The following is a 16,558-nucleotide window of genomic DNA, read 5'->3' as shown; positions in this document are numbered from 1 at the left end:
GGATAAAAGCTACCCTGGGGATAACAGGCTTATCTCCCCCAAGAGTCCACATCGACGGGGAGGTTTGGCACCTCGATGTCGGCTCATCGCATCCTGGGGCTGAAGTAGGTCCCAAGGGTTGGGCTGTTCGCCCATTAAAGCGGTACGCGAGCTGGGTTCAGAACGTCGTGAGACAGTTCGGTCCCTATCTGTCGTGGGCGTAGGAAATTTGAGAGGAGCTGTCCTTAGTACGAGAGGACCGGGATGGACGCACCGCTGGTGCACCAGTTGTTCCGCCAGGAGCACAGCTGGGTAGCTAAGTGCGGACGGGATAAGCGCTGAAAGCATCTAAGCGTGAAGCCCCCCTCAAGATGAGATTTCCCAATTAGTAAGACCCCTTGAAGACGACGAGGTTGATAGGCCTGAGGTGGAAGTGCAGCAATGTATGGAGCTGACAGGTACTAATCGGTCGAGGGCTTATCCAATTTACTAACACGCAAATAAAGTTTCGTATCCAGTTTTCAAGCGATTAAGACGCTTGAACCGTTTGGTGGCGACGGCGGAGGGGTTCCACACGTTCCCATCCCGAACACGACCGTTAAGCCCTCCAGCGCCGATGGTACTTGGACCGAAGGGTCCTGGGAGAGTAGGACGCCGCCAAGCAAAAGAGAAAGAGCACTGCCGTTGATTCGGTGGTGCTCTTTTTGTGTTTCCGCCTAAAGCCTGCAAAAGTGCAGGAAATTTACTCGATGGGGTGTAATATGAGGTGCTAGATACACAAAAAAACTGCACTTTTGCAGGTAATTCAATCAATCTGTGGCACGGCGCTCGAAAAACTGCATTTTTGCAGGAATGTTACTTGGACCGATGTGACCTTTACTAAATAAGTGCGATTCTGCAGTTATTTCAGGCGCAATCCGCCGATTTCCGGTAAATAGATGCTACAGTGCACTTATTTTCGGCGATTTAAGCGAATTCCGACCTATTTCGCAAAATTAAGTGTATTATTGCAGCTATTGAACCTAAATAACCGGTTATACGCAAAAATAGATGTACTAATGCAACTATTCAGCTTAAAGAACTAGAATCGCCTCGCTCACAGCTTCTCCAGCTCCCTTTGCAGAAGCTCTCGGCGTTTCTCGACGGAGAGGTCCTCAATGAACTGCATTTTTACAGGAATATTACTTTGACCAATGCGATCGTTACTAAAATAAGTGCGGATCTGCAGTTATTTCAGGCGTAATCCGCCGATTTCCGGTAAATAGATGCTACAGTGCACTTATTTTCGGCGATTCCAGCGAATTCCGGCTCATTGTGCAAAATTAAGTGTATTATTGCAGCTATTGAGCCTAAATAACCGGTTATACGCAAAAATAAGTGTACTAATGCAACTATTCAGCCCAAAGCCCCGAAGAACTAGAACCGCCTCGCTCACAGCTTCTCCAGCTCCCTTAGCAGAAGCTCTCGGCGTTTCTCGATATAGTTGAGAAAGACCTGGCGGTCTGAAACGAGGATATCGGCGGAGTATTTCCGAGTTGAATCGGACATGAGTGCGGGCAGCAGGAAGGAGTGCAACGACGTAATGGTGGGAGCTAGCTCACTCAACGTAAAATGCCGTTCCAAGATTTGTTTCAACGTGCGGCGATATTGCGTTCGCACCGCAGGGAAGGAAAGCAGCTTTTGCGTTAGTCCGTTATAACCCGTGATTCGGACGGTATCGATTTTGCTGAGCTTCCCGTAGCTATTTCTGCCCCAGGTTCCCTCGTAATCCCAAGGGCTTATCCGATATTTTAAGCTGCCCTTCTTGCGATAGATGGCATAGTTTTGATCAAAGCCATCATAGTTTCCGGTGCACACCGCCCCCCCTAGCCACCGCAAATACTCAGGAATATCCAAGTGGGTCTTCAAATAAGCCAGAAGGCGGTTGCCTTTGAGCGTATTGATGCGTTTCACGAACCACGAGATTCTAGCGAGCTCCTTGGATGTTCCAATCACCACCTCGTAACCGGAGGCCAAGCTACGCTTAGGTTTCTGGCTCTCCCCGATCAGACGAAAGTTGGCATTGTTATTGATGGCATACAGGAGGGAACTGGTACTTACCTTCCTTTTGGAAAAAAAAGACCGATCGACTCCTTCAATCTCCAGATAAAGCCCCTGATTCACTCCATTCACCACAAGGTAGACATGTCTCGTTCTCGGACTGGGGACCCCGATTTTCTCAAAAAACTGAAAAGAGAGGGCATTCCTCATCATGGTAGGGTCATCCCACTCGACATTGTAGTGTATACTTCTCCCGCCAATCCGGATTTCATACGATTTTTTATCGTAATATCGGGTATGCCCGCCTCGATAGCGAAGCTTGACGTCCTGCTGGATATGATCCGTCCTAAGTAAAGCGTTGACATATTGATCGTTCCAAAGGTTTTTCTCTAACTGCAATTGGTCAGACCGGCCGATTTCGAGCGACCGAACGGGGAACTTCAACCTGATCACCTTTCTTGCGGAAGCCAGCCGCATTTCACTTTAGATATATCCAGAGTATGCAAGTCAACGTTCAATGGTCCGCTTTAACCCATTTCTCTTATCTATTCTTGTAGGCTATTCAACATTAGTTACAGAAGTGGAAATTTATAGTTGATAGATATAAGACTAGGACAAAGGTTAGCAATCGACATATGATGTACTACATTTCCCGCTAGGGGTCAAATGAAAGGAGGGGGTGAACGTGGCCTGCTACCATTCGCTGAATCAATTAATGCACCTAATAGGGAAGGAAGTTTGCATCAATCGCGGCGAACCGGGTTTCCTCATCGGAAGATTGGTAAGCATCCAAAATGATTATGTCGTTATCCAAACTAAAACTCGCCGGGTGATCTACTATCGTTCATATTATATTGTCAGCTTGTCCGAATCGCGAAGGAAGATGGTGCCGACGAATTACGAGCAAGGGGTTGAAGTGATCATGGCCCATACTTTTCATGAGCTGCTCTCCAGCCTTCTCAACCATCCAATGATATTAGACGCAGGTGGGCCGCAGGTAGAGAGAGGTTTGCTTTCCCGTATAACTGCCGATGAAGTTGTGATGGAAGTGAAGGAGAAGAGCGTAGGGATACCTCTTGGTCAAATTCGTTATGCCGCTTCGGAATAAGCAATTTAGATGGAAGGGGAAATGGTTTATGGCCTTCGGTCAAACAGGGAACAGCTACAGCAGCTTACAAGGCAACGCAGTTCGGATCAATCGGGGTGGCCCGGATTCGGTAGAAGGAATCCTGGCAGCTACAGGGGTGGATTACCTTGTAATCCTGGCAAAAGACGGAGTTGTTTATATTAAAACGGCTCATATTAAAAGCTTTAGTGAAAACTTAGGCACCAAGGGGAGAACCGCTGGAACCATGGGAAGAACCGGTCGGTCCTTTATCCGAGCCTACAATTTCGACGGCGTGCTTCGGGCGCTGAAGCATCAAAGAGTACAAATTAACCGCGGGGGTCCGGAGAAAATCGACGGGATCATTTCGGACTTTTCAAACGATAGCTTAACTCTCGTAGTAAATAAAGAGCTCGTTCATGTTCAAACCTATCATGTGAAAAGCGTTACCGTGCGGAGCCGTTCTAACAGCAGTAACAATAGCAGCAACCATAGCAGTAATAGAAACAGTGCAAACCGCAGCAGCAGCAACAAAAATGGAAGCAAGTCGTCCAACAGCAAAACAGGTGGAAAAACCGGCGGCAGAACAAGTGGCAGAACCTCTGGCGGCGGCGCCAACGTCTCTGCATCAGCCGACAGCAGAACCAGAGGAAGAACTGGCGGCTCGGGAACACGCGGCAGAACCGGTGGAATCGGAACGGGCGGCAGAAACCGTACGCAAGGCGATCACTCACATGATGGTGACCATACGCACGGTAGAAACCGGACTCAGGGCAGTAGAACCGGAGGTGCGGGGACCGGCGGTAGAAACCGCACGCAAGGCAGAAGAACAGGCGGTTCAGCTACGGGCGGCAGAAACCGCACGCAAGGCAGAACCGGCGGTTGGGCGACATGGGGTCATACTGCAGACGGAGCTACTGGCGGCTACAGTTGGGCCAGCAAAAAGGCAGGTGGCACCACAAAACGGACAGCCAAAAAACGCAAAGGATCGTCCTCCCGTGTATCCTCATCGAAAAAATGGGATCCATTTGCTTAAGAATGTAAAGTAGCCTGCAGACGTTAGGCGGTGCCTGGGGCGCCGCCTTCTTTATAACTCTGCAGGATCACATGCTCATGACAAAGGAGGTATCGATGCCTATGCTGACTTCTTATATCGGACAACATATCGAACTCACCATTAGCGGCAGACCCCAATTGGACATTGGGCTTTTAGTCGACGCGGGGGATGATATTGTCGTCATTTTCAGACAAGATCGCTATTATTACATTCCGACAAAGCATATCCACCATTTCCGCATCATTCCTTCGCCAGAGAAAGAAGAGGAGACCTTATACGAGAACCCGCTGGAATGGGCTGCGGGTGAGTCTATCTCCTTTCGGAAGACCTTGTTTAATGCCAGGGGAGTATTTATGGAAGTTTATATGACGGGAATCCATACGCTAAGCGGTTATCTGACCAGTATCATGAATGATTACCTGGTATTCTATTCTACCGTTTTTCATACGGTGTATGTCCCATTGGACCATGTGAAATCGATTATGCCCTATCCGGCGAACAAACCTCCCTATTTATTGAAAAACGAACGTCTCAACGTGAAGCCTACTGGATTAACCTTAGCACGAACGTTCGAGCAGCAGCTAAAAAAAATGGAAGGCAGCCTGGCGGTAATCGATCATGGTGAAACACCGGATAAGCTGGGCCTTTTTCAATCGGTAGATCAAGGATTTCTTACGCTGGTTATGGCTGACGGGGAGCGGGTCGTTTGGAATATTCAGCATATCAAGTCTGTCCATTTGCCTTAGGGGGAGGGAATGAAAATGGTCATCCTGATGTTGATTGTACTTTCGGGTTTAGGTCTGTATGGGCTGTTGAAGCCTTCGATCAAAGACGAAGTTATGGCTCCTCTTCCTGTTGTTGAAGTTCAGCAGACCGAGGTGGAATACCTTGTCCGCGTCAGCGGGAAATAATCGGCCAGCCAGAGCAGAAACAATGGGAGAATGGGGGTGGTCATTTGATAGAGTTTACGGCAGCGAGTACAACGATCCTTGCATTTTTTCTAACCACCATCCTGATTCTGTGGCGCCCAAAGGGGCTAAATGAAGCGATTCCCTCCACGATTGGGGCCGTCCTCGTCCTGATCAGCGGGACCGTCACCTTTTCCGATCTGCTTCATATTGGAGAAACCGTGAGCGGGGCCGCAATTACGATTATGGCGACGATCATTATGGCCCTCGTGTTGGAAAGCTTCGGTTTTTTTCATTGGGCAGCCGAAGGGCTGGCTCACCGATCCAAGGGTTCCGGAATCCGTTTGTTTTGGTACGTAAACGTGATGTGTTTTTTGATGACATTGTTCTTTAATAATGATGGCAGCATTCTCATTACGACGCCGATTTTGCTGCTCTTGTTAAGAGAATTTAAGTTGAAAAACCATCAGAAGATCCCTTATCTGTTATCGGGAGCTTTAGTCGCAACGGCATCCAGTGCCCCGATTGGAGTCAGTAACATCGTGAACTTAATCGCACTCAAGATGGTTGGCCTAAATTTATATACGCATACGATGATGATGTTTGTCCCTGCATTTTTAGGATTGATCGTGTTGGTAGGATTGCTGTTTCTCGTTTTCTATCGTCAATTGCCGAAAGTGCTGCCGCCCAGAATAAGGTCGCACCCGTTAAAAACACCGCGAGGAAGCTACGAATCCGATGTTTTGCCGGAGGAACCTTTGCCTGATCGGGAGCCTGTGAAGCAGGACCTGAGATTTATGCAAAAAATACTGTTGTTTGTTTTTATCGTACGGATCAGTTTATTTGTGGCCTCCTACTACGGGATCCCTGTAGAGTTGGCTGCTGTGTTTGGCTCTTGCGTATTGTTAGGGTGGAGATGGTATCGGTTGAAGATCCCACCAACGGATATGCTTCGGAAGGTACCGTGGCATATTTTGATTTTCGCTTTCAGTATGTATGTCATCATTTTTGGTTTACACAACATCGGATTAACGAATGTTCTAATTTCGCTTGCCGAACCCTTGGTCCATGATGGATTGCTGAACGCAAGCTTATTCATGGGGGGAGTGATGACGTTGCTCTCCACGTTCTTCAACAATCACCCTGCGCTCATGATCGGTACCATGACCCTAACCGAGATGCAACTTGACCCCTTGACGCTGCGGGTCTCTTATCTGGCTAGTGTGGTGGGCAGTGATATCGGAGCATTGTTATTACCCATTGGGACGTTGGCTTCGTTAATCTGGTTCCATCTGCTAAAAAAGCATCGTGTGAAAATCTCATGGGACGATTATTTAAAAGTCACGATGATTGTCATCCCTCCGACGTTGATTTTTACACTAGTTCTCTTGCATTTGTGGGTCGAATGGATCTATTAAGAGGTTTAAGAGAGTAGGACGCCGCCATGCCAAAGGAAAGAGCACCACCGAATGAACGGTAGTGCTCTTTTGATCATAAATAGCTTAAGGATGGTAAGCTCGGACGGTATTTCCGATAGCTTGCAGCAAGCTTTTGCTAGAGTCGGTCGTATCTTGGCTGATCTCCCAAATCATAATCCCGCCCAAGTTCTCCAGAGCGTATTGCGTCTTCTTCTGAATGGTTGGGATTCCATTATAGTAGGCTTGCATGCCGTTAATCATCGAAATGTCGGTATTATAAGCGTTAGGGTTCGCCTGCAAAATCGCCGCGTAGGAAGCCCAGGAAGGTCTGCCGTAGAAAGGAACGCCCAATACGACTTTGTCGGCGGGCATTTTCCGCGTATCCTTCCAGTACTTCCCGCTCAGTACCGCAAATTCGTAGGAGGAATGCCGATCCCCGTCGCCGCCGTCATAGGCCATGACATTAAACCAGTCAACGGCGCGGATGACATTATCGGTCTGGGCGGCCGAGTCCCAATAAATGACGCCTTCCGGCGTCACCCCGCTAAGGACCGCGGCAGTCAGCAGCATATTTTGCTTCTTCAATTCCGCGCTCAAGTAGACCATCAGATCCTCGTACTGCTGCTTGCTTGGACCGTCGTTACGCGGATGCTCCCAGTCGATATCGACGCCGTCAAATCCGTATTGCTTGGCCAAGGCGATAATGGCGTTACCAAACTTCTGGATCTTCTCCGGCGTATTCGTCGCGGCCATAAAGGTGCTTTCCAAAGGAATGTCATTATAGGACCAACCACCTACGGCGAGCAACGCTTTCACGTTGTTGGCATGGGCCGACCGGATGATCTGGCTGGCAGCGTCCGGGTTGCTTAGCGGAAGAAGCGAGCCGTCGCTGGTCGGAATCGCAAACGCATAGTTAATATGCGTCAGGTTTTGATACTGAATGTTATTGATTTTGCCAGGCTCCCAGCTAGGATAATACCCTACGACCTTAAAACCGCTAGGAATCGGATCGGTCGGGTCGGTGGGATCCGGTGGGGTGGTAGGATCCGTTGGATCGGTCGGGTCTGTCGGGTCCGTTGGATCAGATGAGCTCCCCAGCAGTTCCCAAACCTCGGAAGTCCCAGGGACGTCGCCTTGGGTCCACCATTTTGCCTTATACAGCTGATTATTGTAAGTGACGATGTCTCCTCCTACATAGGCTTTCCCGCTATTCCAAACAGGGTGGGAGCCGTCGGATGACGAAACGAATTCCCAGACATCCGATGTACCGGGAGTCTCGCCTTGAGTCCACCATTTCGCTTTGTACGTTTGTCCGTTGTAGGAGACCATATCCCCTCCCAGATAGACCTTCGTGCTATCCCAAGCCGGATAGGTGCTAGCCAGCAGTTGAAGCGAACCCGCATCCATTTCCACAGAGGCGCTGCCGGCGGCTAGGTTGGATGCTTTCACATCCGCCGAAAGCGGAGTAAATAAGGTGATCAATAAGGCCAACACCGCCAAAAAGGCGAATCTCTTGCGAATCATTTGCATTCAGCTTCCTTCCTCTCTCCAATAGGATCGATCCATCCAAACCATCCGGTTACCATCCCACCCTAACGATGAGACCTTTCGGATCCCCTACCTCCAAGTAGGCGGCTTGTCCGTTGACATCGTCGTAGCAGAAGCCGTAAGCGAGCCCGTCGATGCTGTGATCATGCCAGAACTTCGCGTAATAGTTTGCGGGGGCAGCTTGATAGTAACGATCGACCCGATTCCAGTTGCCGGGTTCCGTGTAGACATGACGATTCAACGCGGCACATACTTCAGCATTGCTGGCGCCGCCAACCCCAAGCAGGATGTCTTGGGTTGAGATATTGGAATAGCCGGCAAAATAGTTCTCGTAGGCCCCGCCTAACTTAAATGGCCCTTTCATAGGGCTAAGGATGCGATAGGGGGCTTGCAGAGTACCTAGCGATTTGAATTCATTTGGCACTTCGTTTACATATTTGGCGAACAATCCAGAACGGGTCTCCGACTCCAGTTCACCGACGGTGCGGTCGTAATTCCCCGCCTGGTTAACCAACCGGTGTTGAATCGGAAAACCAAACTGATCGACCCGGGTCGTATTTCCGTGATAGCCGTCCTTATCCACGGTGAATTCGACAAAGTCAAAAATGATATTGAGGTTAGGGTCGGTTGGATTGTTCAAATCCGGACCGGCAAAGCCGTCATCAAAGGTCTTCATGTACAGAGGGCTGCCAACGCTAAAGAACAACCGGCCGGATTCGATCTTCGGAAGGTTGACCCAAGCGGCATCGCTGATCTTGTGATAAATGTTGGCATAGTTGACGCCGTTTTTGGTTAAGTGTCCGGGAGCGTTGTTTAAATCCAAGGAAATCGGAAGCAGTCGGCCGGCTAAATCCAGGTAACTCCATTTGCCGTCAGCCGGATTGATGCCGATCACTCCCCAGTAAATTTGATCATCCGCATAAGTCCCGCTTGTCCCGTTCATGACTTTGAGACTAACACCGCCATTGGAAGGCTGGGGAATAGAGGAGGCCGGAATCGAATAAATTGAGCCGGACGTTGGTTCTGAGCCGCCGCCGGACTGGCCGCCTCGATAGGTGAACGTTGTTGTGTCATAGGCAGGAACGCCGTTATTGTAAGTGAAAAAGTAATCTATCCCGGCTTGAGCGGCCGAATTGATGGTGTGCTCAAATCTTGCAGTACCCGCATTGTAAGTCATTCGTACATTTTGCTGTCCCCCGGAGTTCACTTTGTAGTGGACATCCACCCATGTTGTATTAACCGTTGATTTGAACCATAATGTGACGTTGTCGCCGGATACGTCCGCTCCCTGAAGGAAATCCGCAGCTGAAGCCGTGATGTTCACGGAGATGGACATGAGAAATGCGATGAAGAACAAACAAAAGCGCTGAACCCATTTTGTTGTCATAAACCTGCTCCTTTCTTCTGCATTACCACAGGGCTAAGAACTTCGAATGTCCCCTCCTTTCGGGAAGATGGTATACTTACCTCAAAAGCTAGCAATTTAGGTAAAATATACATAATCTACTTTACCTCAAATGTTATATATTGCCAGTGACTTTTGATATATTATCCATCCGTTTCCTAAATCTTGGAAGTACTTGGATCCTGGTCCCAGGCGCCAGGTCTAGTTCTCTCCACTAAGAAGCTACCAAATAAATGCTGTAGAATTTAGCGCTGAGGAGTGGTTCAACAATGATTATTAATAAGCAAGATTTAACAAGACGCGATGTAATTGAAATTATGAAGGGGCGTTTAGATCGTACTCACTGGAAAGAAGACTCGATCTATTTAGCCGAGGAAGATTTAGGGAAAACTGAACTACTCGCTTATTTGACCGCAACTCTCAAGGACTTTAACTACTATGGCCCTACCGAAGTCACAGAAGAAGATTGGAACATAATTAAGCGTAATGTGAACGAATCCAATTCTGAGATTACAAAACAGTTAGTTCATGAAATTGAGGAGTGGGCTAAAGAATGCTTTAACTCTCACTCGATCTTCACTATTTGCGGTGTTTAATTTCACTTGAGCTGCGGCGGCGGCTTCATGGCTAAAAGCGATTCGATGTCTCCCCACGGCGTACGAATTCCGTCACGCATATTTCCATCTATTTCATGTACAATAAGAAATGATATTTTTTAGGTAGAGGTTGCATCGGGGTTTACAAGAATGAGATAGATGGAGGTCGCTGAGGGGAATGAAGCCGATATTGGAAGTGGCTGCAGCATTTGGCATTGCCGAGGAATTTGTAGAGCTATACGGACGTTACAAAAGCAAATTGGATCCCCGCTTACGGGAGAAGTTAGGTGATCGACCCGACGGGAAATTGGTGCTGGTGACGGCGATGAATCCGACGCCGGCCGGCGAAGGAAAAACGTTAACCACGATTGGCCTGGCGCAATCGCTGAACGCTATTGGCGCGCCGACGATTGCGGCGCTGCGGGAGCCGTCGCTTGGGCCATGCTTTGGCATGAAAGGCGGAGCAACCGGCAGCAATAAAGCTCAGCTGCTCCCCTCGGAGGACATTAACCTGCATTTTACCGGAGATTTGCACGCCATTACTTCGGCGCATAATCTGCTTGCGGCGATGCTGGACAATCATATTTTTCAAGGGAATGGCTTGCAGATCGACACGAACCGGATCCTGTGGAAACGGGCGATGGACATGAACGACCGAAGCCTGCGGCAAATCGTTGTTGGCCTTGGCGAAGGGAACGGGAGCGTACATGAATCCGGGTTTATGATCACGACCGCCTCCGAAGTGATGGCAGTGCTGTGTCTTAGCAAGGATGCGCACGATCTGAAGGAGCGCTTGGGCCGCATGGTGGTGGCTAGAAATATGGCCGGCGAAGCGATCACCGCAGCGCAAATCGGTGCCGTAGACGCGATGACCGTACTCCTGAAAGAAGCGATCAAGCCGAACCTGGTGCAAACAGCCGAAGGTACCCCGGCGATCGTACATGGAGGACCGTTCGCCAATATCGCCCACGGCTGCAGCAGCGTCATCGGCACGAAAACCGCGCTGAAGCTGGCTGAGATCGTTGTGACCGAAGCTGGATTCGGGGCGGACTTGGGTGCGGAGAAGTTCTTCGACATCAAATGCCGGCAAGCCGGCTTGAAGCCGGATGCGGCCGTGCTGGTCGTAACTGTGAAGGCATTGAAATATAACGGCGGAGCAGCCAAGACGGAGCTGGATCAACCGAATCCGGAAGCGTTGCGAGCCGGGTTGCCCAACATGAAGCGGCATCTGGAGAACCTGCGGAAATTCGGCGTTCCGGTGATGGTAGCGTTAAATCATTTTACCAGCGACACAGCGGAAGAGATCTCGCTTGTGAAAGAGGAATGCGCCCGATTAGGAGTACGTATTGAGCTTTCCGATGTTTGGGCCCAAGGAAGTGAAGGCGGCAAGGAATTGGCGACAGCCCTGCTTGGCATTCTGCAGCAGGAAACCGCTCGATATGCGCCGCTCTATGCGGATGACCTGGACATTAAGTCCAAAATAGAGACGATCGTAAAGGAGATTTACCGCGGGCGTGGGATCAAGCTGAGCGCGAAGGCTGCAGCTCGAATTGAGGAGCTGGAACGGCAAGGCTTCGGGCGACTGCCGGTTTGCATGGCGAAGACGCCGTATTCGTTCTCCGACCAGGCGAGTCTGTTAGGAGCTCCCGAGGGCTTTACCGTACAGGTGAAGGATGTTACGTTGTCTGCCGGTGCCGGCTTCGTGGTTGTCCATACCGGCAATATCGTGACGATGCCCGGGCTGCCCAAGGTTCCAGCTGCGGAGCGGATCCACTTGGATGAGCAAGGGGAAGTTGCAGGTTTATTGTAATTTAAGGCAATTGACACCCCAGACATCTTCTGGCAAACTCTACATAACCATGTGGCATAAGAGGATCGTCATTTGATGAGAAGAGGTGGGTTTATGGAGATCAGACGCCTACAGGCTGATGAGTTTGACGCCAGTCTGAGCTTGTCCGAATATGCATTTCAATATAAGGTGAAGCCGGAGGACAGAGAAGAGCGCCGGAAGTCCTTTATTCCCGAACGCTCCTGGGGGGCCTTTGAGGGCGGCGAGTTGCTTGCCAAGCTCATGCTGCTGCCCTTGCACCTCTATGTACAGGGACGCTCCGTCCCGATGGGGGGCATTGCTGGCGTGGCCACTTGGCCGGAGCATCGTCGGGGCGGGATCGTTCGGGAACTGCTGACTGTCGCCCTCCGTCAGATGAAGGATCAAGGACAAATCCTGTCCTGTCTGCATCCGTTTTCCATTCCTTTTTATCGGAAATTTGGCTGGGAAGTGTACACGGATTACAAGAAATATACCATCCCTATCGATAGTTTCCCCTCCAAGACATACACCTCGGGCTCCGTGAAGCGAGATGTGAGAAACCTAGAGCTGTTGAATGGAATCTATCATGCATTTGCTCGCCGCTATAACGGGATGCTCGTCCGGGACGAAGACTGGTGGAAGCGGATGGTATTGGGCGATGAGGACCATACTGCCGTTTATTATACCGATTCGGGGCAGCCGGAGGGGTATCTGCTTTACCAGGTGAAGAACGGGGAGCTAGTGATTGACGAATTCGTATTCCTGAACGAATCGGCACGCCAAGGTCTGTTGGCCTATTTGGCGAACCATGATTCTATGGTAACCCAAGCGGTCTTTGACCGCGTGCCGGGAGATGACCTGCTGCCGTACCTGCTGCGCGATCCGCGTTGCAAGCAGGAAACCGTGCCGTATTTCATGGCTCGGATTGTCCATGCGTCCGAGTTCGTTGGCGGCTATTCGTTTACCGCCCCGGCTTCCGCCGGCCCGATTCGCTTGAACCTGCGGATTGAGGACGGGGCTGCCCCTTGGAACGCGGGAGATTGGCGGCTGGAGGTGTCCCCGGAAGGAAAGGGGAGACTAACGCCGGTAGAACCGGAAGAATCAGGAGAACCGTCAGATCCAGCCCGTTCGGCCCATCCCGGACTCCACTGCGACATTCAAACCTTAACGGCGATGCTGCTGGGCTACAAACGGCCGCGGGAGATGTTTGCCTGCGGTAAATTAAGCGGCCCGGAAGCTGACGCTGATGCGCTCGAACGGCTGATTCCTTTCAGCCCAACGGCATTGTTGGATTTCTTTTAATTCCCAACCTTGGAACGACTGACCGATCCTTCGCTGGTAATAGTGGAGGATCGGCTTTTTTATGCCCCCGATCGGAAAAATTCCAACCTGAAATCGCAATATTGCCTCCTCAAAAACCGATCCTGTTTTCGCTAGACTTAAGGTATAAATTCGGATGCAGGAAAGGATTCAACCGCAATGAAAAGAGGAAAATGGTTGGCTGTGCTGCCGGTTGCCGCCATGATGATTTCTTTGCTGGGCGCTTATGGCGTAATCAATGCGGCGAATAATGAGGAAAGTCAAGTTCCGGGCCTAACGGAAGGCAGTCCAGGATCCCCCGTTGTGCTGACTTTCTGGACGTTGGGAAGCACCCCGTACGAGGCTCTGGCTCAAGAGTACATGGCGGAGCATCCGTATATTCGGATTCAATTCAGCAACATGGAGGATCCAATCACACACCATGATCGCTTGGAGTCTGCCATCTCCTCCGGATCGGGCGCGCCTGACATCTTCATGCTGGATCGGGAGTTCATGGAGCGTTTCATCGCTTCATCCAACCCATTTTATAATCTATATGATTTTGGCGCGAAGGACATCGAGATGAACTACCTGTACTGGGCCTGGAAACAGGCGACGTCGGCGGACGGTTCTTTTCAATTGGGCCTGCCGGCGGGGATCCAACCCACCGTCGTCTACTACCGAACGGATGTAATGGAACGGGCCGGTCTTCCAACCGATCCCGAGGAGTTTAGCGCCGCGATCAATAAATGGGATAAGTTTGCCGCGGTGGCGAAACGGTTCACGGAAGAAACCGGAATCCCGTTTGCGGATTCGGCGGACTTGGTGTACAACGGACTTCGCGATCAATCGACGGACCGGATATATTTCAACAAGGTGGACGGCACCTTCATCGGTGACACCAATCCACAGGTGAGAAAGGCGTTTGATTTTACGGTAAAAGGCATTCAGGAAGGGTGGATCGGCCGATGGACATTGGGGTCTTCGGAATGGGAAAAGGCGATCCGCGCAGGGGAGGTAGGCGTCATCCTCGGTCCAACCTGGATGGAAGATACGATCCGCAGCGCCAAGGAAACGGCTGGAAAGTGGCGGATTGCTCAAATTCCTGAAGGTTCCGGCAGTTGGGGAGGCTCCTTCCTGACGCTGCCGAAAGAAGGGAAACACCCGAAGGAAGCTTACGATTTCATCACTTGGCTGACCAATAAAGAGAACCAGTTGGAGTCGTATCAAGCGGGCAGACTGCTGCCCTCGATCCCTGCGGTGTATAACGAACCTGCGTTTCAAACCGAGAAGGACGACTTTTTTGGAGGCCAGGTGGTCTCCGAAGCTTACGCCCGATCGGCACAACGCGTAAAACCGGTTTACCACGGGCCGCAATTCGAGCAAGTCGATACGGAGATCAAGAATGCGCTGCGGCATGTGCTCGAGAACAAGGCAAATCCACAACAAGCATGGGATGACGCTATGGATATTGCCAGAAATGCGGAATGAGCCCATGTTAGGTCATGAAAACATATGAATGAATCCGATTCGCAAGGGGCTTGCCCTCTTGCGAATTTCGCTTTGTCGAAAGAAGCAAGGGAATCGGCCCTGCTATGAAGAATAATAGAGTAGGAGAGGTATAGGAGGAACGAAATGAAGCTTCGTCGAAAAATCTTGCTGGCTATTATTCTTCTGGTCTTTATTCCCGTCATCCTGATGGGTTCCATCTCGTATTACAGCTTCTCGCGGGCGATGGAGAACAAATCCAATAACTTCTATTGGGTCTCCTTGCTTGAAACCGACCGGAAGCTGAAGTTTGCGCTCAATGAAGTGACGACCGTATCCAATTCGGCAATCTCGCAGCCGGTGATTCAGAAACTGGTGAAGCAGGCGAATTTTTCGGTGACTTATGAGCAGAAACAAGACATCAACAACCTGATTAACCACCCGATGATCACTTCCTTTGGGCTGTACTCGAAGGACAAGCTGCAGTACCAATTTAATGAGGCGATGTCCTTCGACGAATTGAGGCAGCAAAGCTGGTATGGGGCCATGGAGGCAGCCGAAGGCCGACCGGTTTGGGTGGGTCCGGGGGAGAACGGCTCCGCGGCCACGGGGAAGCCGGTGCTGATTCAAGCCCGACTGATTAAGGATTACTACTCGCTGGAGGATATCGGCGCTTTAGTGATCTATGTGAAGCCGGACATCCTCGACCAAGTGTTCTGGGATGCCGCGACTTTAAAGCAGGGGGATATCCTGCTCGTCAACAAGCTGGGCAACATCGTGTTCGACAAATCCGGTTTGCATATCGGAGAACGTACCGATTTTCCCTTTCTGACCCAGGCGGAGCCGGAAGGGAAGGGCTACTATACGGCCAAATATCAAGGCGAGAAATCCCTGATCACCTACTTGCCCTCGCATAATAAGGATTGGTATCTGGTCGCCATTACGCCCAGCAAGCTGATCGCCTCGGAATCGATCTCCATCCGCAACATTGCGATCGTATTGGTGCTGGTGTCGCTGATCTCGGCGTTCCTGTTCGACCGTTTCTTCGTCCGCCGGCTGGTGCGCAGTATTATCGGGGCCGTCAACGGGATGAAGCGGGTGCAGCAGGGGATTTTTGTGCCGATTACGTCCGCGGTGCGCAGCGAAGACGAAACGGATTTGCTGGTCGATGGCTTCAACCGGATGAGCACGCAAATTTCCGAGCTGATTGAGCAGGTACAGACTGAGCAGGCGCGCAAGAAGGAATTCGAGCTTCAGGCGTTGGTTGCTCAAATCAATCCGCATTTTATATACAATTCGCTGGAATCGATTAATTCGCTGGCCGTGTTGCAAGGGAACAAGGAGATCAGCAAAATGGTCGTCTCCCTGGGCAAGCTGCTGCGGATCAGCATCGGCGAAAATCAGCAGCTCATCACGCTATCGATGGAAATGGAGCATGTCCGGCATTATCTGGACATCCAGAAGTTCCGCTTCGAGGACCAATTTGATTACCGCATCGAAATTCCCGAGTCGCTGAAATATTTTGTGACCCAGAAGCTAATCGTGCAGCCGATCGTGGAAAATGCGCTGTACCACGCGATCGAACCCATGCAGGATAAAGGGTTGATCTCGATCACGGCGAAGGAGGACGATCGGGATATCCTGATCGATGTAACGGATAACGGGCCGGGCTTCAGCCTGGATACGATGATGAATCTGTGGAGTAAAGACGGGGGTCATAAGCATTACCGGGGGACCGGCGTTGGACTCAAAAATGTGCATGAGCGGCTGCGCATCCGGTTTGGCAGCCGATACGGCATCCTGATCTGCTCCTCTCCGGGCTACGGCTCTACCATCCGCATCCGGATTCCGAAGCTCCTTCACGAATCAGCCGGGGGGAAACGATAAATGCGGGCGAAAGGGGGC

General features: G+C 50.7%; 13 protein-coding genes and 2 rRNA genes. 12 read left to right on the top strand and 3 right to left on the bottom strand.

Annotated elements, in window-relative coordinates; translation table 11 throughout:
• Window positions 1-464: ribosomal RNA gene (locus tag BN3277_RS24750) — 23S ribosomal RNA — on the top strand; the annotation flags it as partial.
• A gap of 61 nt (window positions 465-525) precedes the next feature.
• Window positions 526-642 (top strand): 5S ribosomal RNA (gene rrf / locus BN3277_RS24745).
• Between the two features lie 768 nt (window positions 643-1,410).
• Here the strand turns inward: rrf and BN3277_RS24740 are convergent.
• A complete protein-coding gene (locus BN3277_RS24740) occupies window positions 1,411-2,496 on the bottom strand; it encodes a CotH kinase family protein (RefSeq protein ID WP_059047282.1) in 1,086 nt (361 codons plus the stop codon).
• Between the two features lie 208 nt (window positions 2,497-2,704).
• Here BN3277_RS24740 and BN3277_RS24735 point away from each other — a divergent pair, with 208 nt between their 5' ends.
• The 5 genes from BN3277_RS24735 to BN3277_RS24720 all read left to right on the top strand — a co-directional run bounded on the left by BN3277_RS24735 (window position 2,705) and on the right by BN3277_RS24720 (window position 6,507).
• Entirely contained in the window at window positions 2,705-3,127 is a 423-nt protein-coding gene (locus BN3277_RS24735; RefSeq protein WP_059047280.1) for a DUF2642 domain-containing protein, read from the top strand.
• Between the two features lie 533 nt (window positions 3,128-3,660).
• Window positions 3,661-4,173, top strand: coding sequence for a hypothetical protein (locus tag BN3277_RS25655; protein ID WP_148501118.1), 513 nt, complete (start codon window positions 3,661-3,663; stop codon window positions 4,171-4,173).
• Window positions 4,174-4,261: 88 nt separating this feature from the next.
• Window positions 4,262-4,927 (top strand): hypothetical protein, encoded by a 666-nt coding sequence (locus BN3277_RS24725; protein ID WP_082691599.1) that lies wholly within the window; start codon window positions 4,262-4,264, stop codon window positions 4,925-4,927.
• 9 nt (window positions 4,928-4,936) lie between these two features.
• Window positions 4,937-5,092 (top strand): hypothetical protein, encoded by a 156-nt coding sequence (locus BN3277_RS25650; protein WP_157688760.1) that lies wholly within the window; start codon window positions 4,937-4,939, stop codon window positions 5,090-5,092.
• A gap of 44 nt (window positions 5,093-5,136) precedes the next feature.
• Complete coding sequence (locus BN3277_RS24720; RefSeq protein WP_059047274.1) at window positions 5,137-6,507, top strand: arsenic transporter; 1,371 nt, start codon at window positions 5,137-5,139, stop codon at window positions 6,505-6,507.
• 84 nt (window positions 6,508-6,591) lie between these two features.
• Here the strand turns inward: BN3277_RS24720 and BN3277_RS24715 are convergent, their stop codons facing one another.
• Window positions 6,592-8,031: a glycosyl hydrolase family 18 protein gene (locus BN3277_RS24715; protein WP_269147777.1), complete on the bottom strand. Its 1,440-nt coding sequence runs from the start codon at window positions 8,029-8,031 to the stop codon at window positions 6,592-6,594.
• Window positions 8,032-8,086: 55 nt separating this feature from the next.
• The gene (locus tag BN3277_RS24710; RefSeq protein ID WP_059047271.1) at window positions 8,087-9,442 is read right to left on the bottom strand and encodes a glycoside hydrolase family 64 protein; all 1,356 of its coding nucleotides are present in this window, start codon (window positions 9,440-9,442) and stop codon (window positions 8,087-8,089) included.
• A 287-nt stretch (window positions 9,443-9,729) separates the two neighbouring features.
• Here BN3277_RS24710 and BN3277_RS24705 point away from each other — a divergent pair, with 287 nt between their 5' ends.
• The 5 genes from BN3277_RS24705 (at window position 9,730) to BN3277_RS24685 (ending at window position 16,540) form a co-directional block, all read left to right on the top strand.
• Entirely contained in the window at window positions 9,730-10,056 is a 327-nt protein-coding gene (locus BN3277_RS24705; RefSeq protein ID WP_059047269.1) for a hypothetical protein, read from the top strand.
• A 178-nt stretch (window positions 10,057-10,234) separates the two neighbouring features.
• Entirely contained in the window at window positions 10,235-11,866 is a 1,632-nt protein-coding gene (locus BN3277_RS24700; RefSeq protein WP_059047267.1) for a formate--tetrahydrofolate ligase, read from the top strand.
• Window positions 11,867-11,959: 93 nt separating this feature from the next.
• The gene (locus tag BN3277_RS24695) at window positions 11,960-13,168 is read left to right on the top strand and encodes a GNAT family N-acetyltransferase (protein ID WP_059047265.1); all 1,209 of its coding nucleotides are present in this window, start codon (window positions 11,960-11,962) and stop codon (window positions 13,166-13,168) included.
• Between the two features lie 177 nt (window positions 13,169-13,345).
• The gene (locus tag BN3277_RS24690) at window positions 13,346-14,656 is read left to right on the top strand and encodes an ABC transporter substrate-binding protein (protein WP_059047262.1); all 1,311 of its coding nucleotides are present in this window, start codon (window positions 13,346-13,348) and stop codon (window positions 14,654-14,656) included.
• Window positions 14,657-14,800: 144 nt separating this feature from the next.
• Window positions 14,801-16,540: a sensor histidine kinase gene (locus tag BN3277_RS24685; protein ID WP_059047260.1), complete on the top strand. Its 1,740-nt coding sequence runs from the start codon at window positions 14,801-14,803 to the stop codon at window positions 16,538-16,540.
• Window positions 16,541-16,558 lie beyond the last annotated feature (18 nt).

Source organism: Paenibacillus rubinfantis (assembly GCF_001486505.1).
Classification (GTDB): Bacteria; Bacillota; Bacilli; order Paenibacillales; family Paenibacillaceae; genus Fontibacillus; species Fontibacillus rubinfantis.
This window is presented reverse-complemented; position numbering and strand designations above follow the sequence as displayed.